This window comes from Aerococcus viridans (assembly GCF_002871935.1).
Taxonomy (GTDB): Bacteria; Bacillota; Bacilli; order Lactobacillales; family Aerococcaceae; genus Aerococcus; species Aerococcus viridans_B.
Window position 1 is genome coordinate 20,951 of record NZ_PNHQ01000020.1, and the last position, 8,553, is coordinate 29,503.

Below are 8,553 nucleotides of genomic sequence, written 5' to 3' on the forward strand. Positions count from 1 at the left end.
TTTATAGATAAGGAGATAATCATGTTAAATTTAAACGAACGTGCGCAAGCACAATTTAATCAACCGCTAAGTGAATTATCGCATGCAGAAATCTACAAAGTCTTATTAGACCTTGTCCAAGAAAAAACAGCGGCAATGCCTAAAAATGAAGGTAAACGTAAACTTTACTACATTTCTGCCGAATTTTTAATTGGTAAATTACTATCAAATAATCTACTAAACTTAGGCTTATATGATGAAGTTGCTAAAGAACTTGCAGAAAATGGCACATCTTTAGCGGAAGTTGAAGAAGCTGAGGCTGAACCTTCACTTGGAAATGGTGGGTTAGGTCGATTAGCAGCCTGCTTTTTAGACTCTATTGCAACGCTAGGGTTGAATGGTGATGGTGTTGGACTAAATTACCACTTTGGTTTATTCCGCCAATATTTTGAAAATAATAAACAATCTTATGAACCAGATGAGTGGTTAGATCATCCAACTTGGTTGACGAAGTCTGATATTTCATACAAAGTGCCATACGGTAAATTTACTTTACAATCTACTTTATATGAAATTGATGTACCTGGTTACAACCAACCAAACGTGAATAAATTACGCTTATTTGATTTAGATACAGTAAATCCTGAAATTATCGAAGAAGGTTCTATTAATTTTGACAAGACGCAAATTGAAGAAAACCTGACCTTATTCTTATATCCGGATGACTCTGACCGTAACGGGAACTTATTACGTATCTATCAACAATATTTTATGGTATCAAATGGGGCGCAATTAGCTATTCAAGAAGCAATTGAGCGTGGATCTAATATCCATGACTTAGCAGAATATGTTGTTGTACAAATTAACGATACCCATCCGACATTTATTATTCCAGAATTCGTTCGTTTACTGACAACAGAACATGGCATTGATTTTGAAGAAGCGGTGGAAATCACACGCAACGTGGTCGCTTTCACTAACCACACAATTCTTTCAGAAGCCCTAGAAAAATGGCCATTATCTGATATTCAAGAAGTTGTACCAGAGATTGCCGAAATCATTATAAAGCTAGATGAAATCATTAAAGCGGAATTCCCGGATAAACCAGCGGTGCACATTATTGATCAAAGTGGTACAGTTCATATGGCATCGATTGCGATTCACTTTGGATTCTCAATTAACGGGGTTGCCGCTTTACATACAGAAATATTGAAAAATAATGAGTTAAACCATTTTTACGATATTTATCCTGAAAAATTCTCAAACAAAACAAACGGCATTACCTTCCGTCGTTGGTTAATGGCCTCTAACCCAAGATTGGCAACTTTTATGGATGAACATATTGGAACGAAATGGCACGAAGATGCTGATTTAACAGGCTTATTAGCATTTGAAAATGATGAAGCAGTTCTAGATGAGCTACGTCGCATTAAAAAAGAAAATAAAAATGCCTTAGCAGACCACTTAAAACGTACACGTGGTATCAATATTGACCGCAATTCAATTGTAGATGTCCAAATCAAACGTATTCATGAGTATAAACGTCAACAAATGTTGGCCTTATACATCATCTACAAATACCATGAAATTAAAGCGGGACATATTCCTGGTACACCAATCACGATTATTTTCGGTGGTAAGGCAGCACCGGCCTACACAATTGCGAAAGACATTATCCATTTAATCTTGTCACTATCAGAGTTAATCGAAAATGACTCAGATGTTGCACCACACTTGAAGGTGGTATTCGTAGATAACTATAACGTTTCTGAAGCAGAATACTTAATTCCAGCAGCCAATATCTCTGAGCAAATCTCATTAGCTTCTAAAGAGGCGTCTGGTACTGGTAACATGAAATTCATGTTAAATGGGGCATTAACTATCATGACTTGGGATGGTGCCAACGTTGAAATTGCTGAACAAGTAGGCGAAGAAAATGTTTATCCATTTGGTAAGTCAAGTGAGGAAATCGTTAATCTATACGCAACAGATGGTTACGACCCACAATACTACTATAAACAAGCGCGCATTAAACCAATCGTAGACTTCATTATCTCTGACGAGTTAATGGCTTATGGTATTCCAGAACGCTTACAACGTCTATATAATGACATGACCAATAAAGACTACTTCATGGCTTTAATTGACCTAGAAGAATTTATTGATGTAAAAGAAAAAGTTTACTATGAATACGAAGACCGTCATGAGTGGACGCGTCGTTCTTTAATCAATATTGCGAATGCGGGTTACTTCTCAGCTGACCGTACGATTGAAGAATACAATCATGATATTTGGCATTTAGACCAATAATCATTTACTAAAATAAGTGCATAATCAAAAGAAGCCGAGCAAATTCATATTTATTTGCTCGGTTTTTCTTGTATCTTGCTATGTGAAAGTAGATAATGATGTAAAGGTTTTCAAAATGATAAAACAAGTAAATTCATGTGCAAAAGGAGGAGTTATTGAAAAAGGTATTAATCGTTTGTGCGGGTGGGATGTCATCTTCATTAGTTGCTAAGAAGGCAACGGCCTTGTTTCAAACAGCAGGAAAAGCTATCGAAGTAAATGCCACATCAGTGTATGCAGGGCAAAAGGCCATTGAAGATGATCAATTTGATCTGTATCTAGTGAGTCCACAAACGAGAATGTTTTTTGATCAATTAGCTAAATTCGCTAACCGGATGCATAAACCGATTGCCAAGATTCCACCACAAGCCTATGTACCCTTACCACGGCAAACGCAAATGTTGGCAGATTTAATTGAAGTGCACCTTGAAAACAGATAAAGAGTTGAAAACGTAAAAAAATCACAGATTCATGATAAAATCATTGAAAGCATCTTATAAGTAAGCCATTTTGGAGGTAGGTTAATGACAGCGCAATCATTATATTTAGGTATAGATATTGGTGGTACAAATATCAAGACAGGACTAGTTGATGAGACGGGACAAGTTACCAATCAGAACAAACGGAAGACACCCCAGAATTTACCGGATTTAAAATTAGCAATCATAGATATCGTCGACCAGGCGAAAGCACAAGTAGGTGACCAATTGAAAGGTGTAGCATTTTCTGCGCCTGGGCGAGTTGTTTCTGAAACAGGTGTTGTCCATGTTGGTGGTGCAATCCCTTTTATCGATGGATTAAATTTTAAAACTTTTATCCAAGAAAATTTTGGCTTGCCAGCAGCAGCTATTAACGATGGGAAGGCAGCGGCTCAAGCTGAATTATGGCAAGGCAATTTAACAAATGTCGAGAACGGACTGGTCTTACTTTTAGGAACTGGTGTAGGTGGTGGTATTGTTTTAAATGGTCAACTCCATCAAGGTAGCCACTTCCAAGCGGGTGAATTGTCCTATATGTATGCGTCATCTAGTGATATGACTACAGAGAACGCAATGGGTAGACGTGGATCTGCGGTTGTTTTTGTGAATAAATCTAGAGAACTATTAGGGTTAGCACCAGGAGATGGGGAAGAAGTATTCCAAGCTTTAGCAGAAGGGGATAGTCCTGAAGTTACAGCTTTATTTGATCAATATTGCCAAGATATCGTTTATATTATTCACACCCTACAAATTTCTTTAGACCTTGACCGTGTTATTTTTGGTGGCGGTATCTCCGCTCAACCATTACTATTAGAAGGAATCCAAAACAAATATAATGAAATAAGAGACTGTGTAGAATGGTTTAAAAATTCATTTGAACCGATTGAAATTGACTTATGTAAGTATGGTAGTGAAGCCAATTTGATCGGAGCTGTTTACCAATTATTGATAGAAATGTAATAAAAGAAGGTGAGACAAAAGTCGTTTAGAATTGACCTACTGGACCAAAAGGCGCACAATAATGAAATATTATTGGCGTCATTTGGGAAGTATCGGACAATGCTGATTTTTGGCACCCAATGATAAACGTTCTTATATAGCAAAGAGAGGCTGAGATATTTTTGTCCCAGCCTCTTTTTTATTTTATTCAAATGTACCGAAACGAACGGCTTGTCCATCGTCGACCATGACTTCACCTTTGGCGATTACTGTATCGATAGCAAGGGTTTCTTTGTCTAATAATAGAATATCGGCATCTTTATTTACAGCAAGTTGTCCTTTGTGGTCAAGTTTTAACATTCTAGCAGGATTAGATGTAACGGCTTGTAGCGCAATTTCTAGTGGAATCTTCTCCCTTTGAACGGCTTCCTGAATACCAATTAACAATGATCTTGCGCTCGCTACCCCAATGCGTAGGAAGTTACCATTTTCATCAAATCTTGGTAAACTACCTTGTCCGTCAGAAGTGAGTGTAATGCATTCAGGAGATAAACCTTCATCTAATACTTGACGTAAAATGCGTCTAAATGGTACTTCACCATCTAGTTCTTCCGTTTGGTCAGGGTTTTCACTGGCAGTCACATCAAATGTACCACCTAATTTAGCGAAAGCAATTGCCTCATCTACTAGCTCTTGGCTACGACCAATATGGGTTGGATAGAAGATGGTTGCTGGAATATCTGTTTCTTTTAAAGCTTGGAAAATGAACTTTAATCTGTCTTTTCCAGGGCCAACATGGATGTTTACAACCCCAGCTTTACCAGCAAGTAGACCTCCAACACGGGAATCAGCACAAGCATGGGCAAACTGTTCAAATGTGGGTGCACCGTTACGGTGGTCTGAAATGGCTACTTCACCGATACCGATAGCCTTATCAATCACCATAATATCTTTAATAATAGAGTCGGTTACTGTTTCAATTGGTAGACGGTAGTTTCCAATATATACATAGGTAGAAATACCTTCGATTTCTAATGCGTGTGCTTTAGATAGTAAGGCGACATCATCACGACCTACACCATCGGTACCAAGTAGACCGGCAACAGTTGTAACACCAGCAGTTGTTAAGTCTGTAAGTTTCACTTCGGGTGTACGGTTTTGGAAACCATTTTCACCACCACCGCCAAGTAAATGGAAGTGAGCGTCAATAAAGCCAGGACTGGCTATTTTCCCAGTACCATCAATTTCTTCGATGGTTACACCAGTGATATTGGCTTCGATATGGTCTTCAATGGCGATGATGCGGTGACCTTCTATTAAGATATCTTTTTGACCGATATGCTCAGGTGCATAGATATCAACGTGACGAATAATTTTCATTGCAATACTTCCTTTCTAAATTCTTAACCAATGGATTGGATTTATACAGATAATTATTGATAGCCAATAGCAATCGCTAGGAAGATAAAGGCTGTACCTAGTGCGAATAAGAATACTTGCATTTTAATTTGGAATTTAGCCCAGTCACTCCAGTCAATTCTAGCTGCAGCTAGACAACCCACCAAACTAGCGGATACAGGTGTAAAGGCATCTACGAATCCTGAACCTAATTGAAAGGCTAGGACAGCAACCTGACGAGATACCCCAATAATATCAGCTAATGGCGCCATAATCGGCATTGTAAGGGCAGCTTGACCTGAATTTGATGTCACAACTAAGTTGAATAAACTTTGGAAAATATACATGAACCACGCACCAAAGATAGCAGGCACATGAGAAAGGATATTCCCTACACTATATAGGATGGTATTTAAGGCAGAGAAAGTCCCTGCATCTGAGCCACCTAAAACGAGTAAAATTCCTTTTGCCATACCAACAACTACAGCCGTTGGCGCTAAATCAGATACACCTTCAGTAAAGGCATAGGCGATATCGTTAATGGTTAGATTATCTAGCTTAAAGATTAGTGCAGTAATCCCTGAAAGTAAGCCCATTATAAAGAATTGTGAAGCTAATTCTGGAATAGAGAATCCAAGCGACATTACACCATAGACAATCCAAGCCAAACCGAATAACATCTCAAGTAAAATGATTTTGTGACCTAGTAGGAATGGCTTTTGACCTTGTTCATTTTGAGCTTGGTCACTTCTAAAGAATGCATCAGAGTGGAATGAAGGCGAAGCTTCAGGATTGGCTTTAATCTTTCGAGCATAGAGTAATAGAAAGCCGCATGCTAAGCTTGTAATCACGAACCACATAAAAATACGGAAACCAGCACCTGATAAGGCAGGTAAACCAGCGATACCTTGAGCAATTGCGATTGAAAATGGACTCATCCATGAGGTCGCATTTCCGATTTGTGAAGCTACAAAAGTAATGGTTACAGCGGTAATTGAATCATAACCTAATGCCACACAGAATGGGGCGATAATCATTACGAATGGGATAACCTGTTCAGAAGCCCCAAAAGTTGCCCCAGAAAAAGAGAAAATAAAGAATATTAAGGGTAAGGCAAGATGTTCAAAGCCTTTGGCATTATTTACAAAAGCGTAAATACCTGCATCAATAGCACCAGTTTTCATGATGATACCGAATGATCCCCCAACTACTAGAAGCAGGGCCACGATACCAATTGCTGAGCCATAACGGTCCCCGGTCACTAAACCTTCAAAAATATAATTCAAGAAACCAAAACCATAGTGGTCATCGGTACCCCAAATACCAGCAGTTTTATTTAATTTGATAGAGGTATCGTAAATATTGTCGCCGTACAATTCATATAACTCTGATTCCTCTAATCCAATTTCAGATAGGGTGTCTAATGAAAGCTTGCTTTTATTTTCAAGCAAGTTATTTAATTCTTCGCTATCTACTTCTAAATTGGCTAGTGTTTCTGGTTGATCTGCTAAGCTATCTAAGTTATCGATTAATACATCCTCTTTTAAGGGGTGCATATACCTAAATGAACCTTGTTGTAAGACTACACGAGAGGCAGTTTCACCATTCCCAACCTCATATTGAATTTCCTCAGTCGTATACTTTCCGGCTGGGACAACAAATGTAAGCAACCAAGCACATAAGACGATGCCTAGTATAATAACGTATGTATGAGGTGTTTGAAACCTCGGTTTATTTGATGTCATAAGTTTCTCCTTTAAATATTAAATTTCTATTAAATTGTATACTTTTATGAGGGAAATAACAACGACCTTTATGAAATAAGCAATCATTAAGTGTATATAACATGTGAGATCATAAGAGGCGAAGCAAGCTACGCTGAGTAGGTTGTTCACATACAAAAAAAGCCACCTACCGTTGGGAGTCGGTAGGTGGCTATGATTGAATCTTTCGTTTGGGAGGAGAAAGATTTATGAAGAAAAGTTTTTATATTGGGTATGTTTATATACTAGCGCGGATATTTGAATTTCTCGTGAAGATTTAAGATAAAATATTGAAGAAAATGTGAAGACTGTATTTTCTATATATTTGCTATCATTCATTTATTTGAATGATGCGATTTCGCTGCAAGATTTACAAGTTGAACGTATTTATTACCTATATGAGGATATGTTAGCTTATATGGAAGAAACTGGATTTGAGCGAGAAGAAGATATTCCGATGAGTATTTCTTTGCTTTTAGATGTAATTTATTTGGAAGAGAATATGGTATCTGACGAACCGGCTCGATTATTAGGACGAGTGATTGGGGTTAGAGATGATCTTAGTTTTTCGGTAAATTTAGACGACCATCAGTATGAGATGATAGTGGATTAAGAAGGCAATAAAAATCTAGGTCGCAAAAAGGTGTATCTTGATCATTTGATGTATCTTTTGTAGTTTTTTTAATTGAAAAGTTATTTATTCATGTTTTTTGAACTTTTTTAAAAAATCTTATTGACAACTTTGCTATCAGATGATATTCTTATTAAGTCGTCAGTTGATGACACAAAAAACACGCGGAAATAGCTCAGTGGTAGAGCACCACCTTGCCAAGGTGGGGGTCGCGGGTTCGAACCCCGTTTTCCGCTTTGTCCATAAGGCAAACTTTTGAATACTTTGATAAATATGCCGGGGTGGCGGAATAGGCAGACGCACAGGACTTAAAATCCTGCGAGGGATAACCTCGTACCGGTTCGACCCCGGTCCTCGGCATTTTATATTTATGCACCCATGGCTCAACTGGATAGAGTACCTGACTACGAATCAGGCGGTTGCAGGTTCGACTCCTGCTGGGTGCATGTTTATTTTTGAATAACGGGAAATAGCTCAGCTTGGTAGAGCACTTGGTTTGGGACCAAGGGGTCGCAGGTTCGAATCCTGTTTTCCCGACTAATGGGGTAGCTCAATAGGGCTATCTTTTTTTGTGTCTACTTTTATACATGGATACACGTCAATAAGAACTATGATAAAAGTGGCTCTACAATATATAGGACTGATGACTAAAAAAGTCATTGGTCCAATTTTTTTCGCAAAAAAACGAGGATTCCATTATCATTAAGTTAACGACAACTAATAGATAGGAGATCCTCGCATGAATAATTTTATCAATATTACCCTACAATTGAAAGATGAAAATATTATATTTGATACTAAAAATGTGGTTGAAGAGAAGAAATTTAATAATAGGTTATCGCTATTCTATCATGCTAAATTGGAGGTAAATCCCCAGTACTGTCCAGCCTGCGGCTGTATAAAAGAAGGACATAACATCGTTAAAAATGGGCTCTTCGTCAAATCGGACTGATGAGAATAATTTCCAAGTAATCATTGATTGCTTGGTTTTTTTATTTATCATTCATTTCCATTA

7 protein-coding genes and 4 tRNA genes are annotated in these 8,553 nt (G+C 37.9%); 9 read left to right on the forward strand and 2 right to left on the reverse strand.

Annotated features, from left to right (window positions below):
- Window positions 1-21 precede the first annotated feature (21 nt).
- From CJ191_RS07660 to CJ191_RS07670, 3 genes are all read left to right on the forward strand, one after another.
- On the forward strand, window positions 22-2,289 hold the full coding sequence (locus tag CJ191_RS07660) for a glycogen/starch/alpha-glucan phosphorylase (RefSeq protein WP_102199440.1): 2,268 nt from the start codon (window positions 22-24) through the stop codon (window positions 2,287-2,289).
- 155 nt (window positions 2,290-2,444) lie between these two features.
- Entirely contained in the window at window positions 2,445-2,768 is a 324-nt protein-coding gene (locus CJ191_RS07665; RefSeq protein WP_102199441.1) for a PTS cellobiose transporter subunit IIB, read from the forward strand.
- A gap of 84 nt (window positions 2,769-2,852) precedes the next feature.
- Window positions 2,853-3,767, forward strand: coding sequence for an ROK family protein (locus CJ191_RS07670; protein WP_102199442.1), 915 nt, complete (start codon window positions 2,853-2,855; stop codon window positions 3,765-3,767).
- Between the two features lie 183 nt (window positions 3,768-3,950).
- Here CJ191_RS07670 and iadA read toward each other — a convergent pair whose 3' ends face one another.
- Both iadA and yfcC read right to left on the reverse strand, forming a co-directional pair.
- Window positions 3,951-5,126 (reverse strand): beta-aspartyl-peptidase, encoded by a 1,176-nt coding sequence (iadA, locus tag CJ191_RS07675; RefSeq protein ID WP_102199443.1) that lies wholly within the window; start codon window positions 5,124-5,126, stop codon window positions 3,951-3,953.
- A 53-nt stretch (window positions 5,127-5,179) separates the two neighbouring features.
- Complete coding sequence (gene yfcC, locus CJ191_RS07680) at window positions 5,180-6,889, reverse strand: putative basic amino acid antiporter YfcC (RefSeq protein WP_102199444.1); 1,710 nt, start codon at window positions 6,887-6,889, stop codon at window positions 5,180-5,182.
- A gap of 319 nt (window positions 6,890-7,208) precedes the next feature.
- Here yfcC and CJ191_RS07685 point away from each other — a divergent pair, with 319 nt between their 5' ends.
- From CJ191_RS07685 to CJ191_RS07710, 6 genes are all read left to right on the forward strand, one after another.
- Complete coding sequence (locus CJ191_RS07685) at window positions 7,209-7,520, forward strand: hypothetical protein (RefSeq protein WP_102199445.1); 312 nt, start codon at window positions 7,209-7,211, stop codon at window positions 7,518-7,520.
- Between the two features lie 182 nt (window positions 7,521-7,702).
- A tRNA-Gly gene (locus tag CJ191_RS07690) sits at window positions 7,703-7,774 on the forward strand.
- A 39-nt stretch (window positions 7,775-7,813) separates the two neighbouring features.
- Window positions 7,814-7,898 (forward strand) — tRNA-Leu (locus CJ191_RS07695).
- 12 nt (window positions 7,899-7,910) lie between these two features.
- Window positions 7,911-7,984, forward strand: a tRNA-Arg gene (locus tag CJ191_RS07700).
- Between the two features lie 17 nt (window positions 7,985-8,001).
- A tRNA-Pro gene (locus CJ191_RS07705) sits at window positions 8,002-8,075 on the forward strand.
- A 202-nt stretch (window positions 8,076-8,277) separates the two neighbouring features.
- Window positions 8,278-8,490: a hypothetical protein gene (locus CJ191_RS07710; protein WP_102199446.1), complete on the forward strand. Its 213-nt coding sequence runs from the start codon at window positions 8,278-8,280 to the stop codon at window positions 8,488-8,490.
- The last annotated feature ends 63 nt before the right edge of the window (window positions 8,491-8,553 follow it).